Below are 1,282 nucleotides of genomic sequence, written 5' to 3'. Positions count from 1 at the left end.
CCGACGGGACAGTTTCGGCCGGTGGCGGTGGCGTTTGAGCGGGGTCGTGATGCTGCCGCGGGCGCCTTGGTATGTCTTGTCGGCGAAGGTCATCAGCGGTACCTGCCGGTCGACTTCCCGCCGTGGCAGACCGTGTACGCGCACTTCACCCGGCTGAACAGTCGGGGTGTGACCGAGCGGATCCTGACAGAACTACGCGAGCAGATCCGGGTGGCTCACGGCCGGGACCCCGAGCCGACGGCGGGGATCTGCGACTCGCAGAGCGTTAAAGGCGCAGACACCGTGCCCCCGCTACCCGCGGCTACGACGCCGGCAAGAAAATCAACGGCCGGAAACGGTTCATCGTCACCGACACCGTCGGCCTGCTGGTCACCGTCTGGATCCTGGCCGCGTCCTGGCAGGACCGCGACGGCGCCAAGGGCGCCCTGCAAGGGCGCGTTGTTGCGGCGGGAAGGCCTGTACTCATCGTTGATCACGACATGGCGCCAGCAGCGGGATCGGGGTGCCCGGCAGGCCCTGGCCCGTCCGGCGGGACGTCCGCCGGCCGATGCGCGGGACAAGGAACTGGCCCGGCTACGGCGCGAGAACGAACGCCTGCAAGCGGATCTCGCGAAGGCGCAGACGGTGATCGAGGTGCAGGGAAACCTCTCCGCGCTGCTGGGTCAGCTCGCGACCAGCAGCGGCCCGGACTCCGGGAGCGAGCCGAAACCGTGATTGACGCGGCGATCGTCGAGCTGACCGGCGTGCTGGGCTCGGTGCGAGCGGCGTGCACGGCGGCAGGCCAACCACTACCGCCGGCACCGTAAGAGCCCGAAACCCGAGCGGGAACCGTGCCTGCGAAAGCCGCAGCCGCGGGCGTTGTCGCAGGCCGAACGCGACAGCGTGCGTGCGCTGCTGAACCATCCCGAGCACGCCGACAAAGCGCCGGCCACCGTCTACCACGACCTGCTCGACGAGGGCGCCTACCTCGCGTCGGTGTCGACGATGTACCGGATCCTGCGTGAACACGGTGAGGTCCGCGAACGCCGGGCGCAGGCCACCCACCCGGCCCGGGTCAAGCCGGAACTGGTGGCGACCGGCCCCAACACCGTCTGGTCGTGGGACATCACGAAACTGCACGGCCCAGCGAAATGGCAGTACTTCTACCTGTACGTGATCATCGACATCTACAGCCGATACGCCGTCGGCTGGCTGCTGGCCGACCGGGAATCCGGCGCGCTCGCCGAGAAACTGCTGGCCGATACGATCGTCAAGCAGGACATCGACCGCGACACGCTGACCA

General features: G+C 68.5%; 3 pseudogenes. 2 read left to right on the top strand and 1 reads right to left on the bottom strand.

The annotated features are described in order from the left end of the window. A pseudogene (locus tag ACIBEF_RS32520) lies at positions 1 to 96 on the bottom strand (IS5/IS1182 family transposase); the annotation flags it as partial. Here ACIBEF_RS32520 and ACIBEF_RS32515 point away from each other — a divergent pair. Both ACIBEF_RS32515 and ACIBEF_RS32510 read left to right on the top strand, forming a co-directional pair. Continuing rightward, a pseudogene (locus ACIBEF_RS32515) lies at positions 97 to 419 on the top strand (transposase); the annotation flags it as partial. Between the two features lie 520 nt (positions 420 to 939). Then, positions 940 to 1,282 (top strand): annotated as a pseudogene (locus ACIBEF_RS32510) (DDE-type integrase/transposase/recombinase); the annotation flags it as partial.

The sequence above is a fragment of the Micromonospora sp. NPDC050795 genome (assembly GCF_044456785.1).
In the GTDB taxonomy this organism is placed as follows: Bacteria; Actinomycetota; Actinomycetes; order Mycobacteriales; family Micromonosporaceae; genus Micromonospora.
This window is presented reverse-complemented; position numbering and strand designations above follow the sequence as displayed.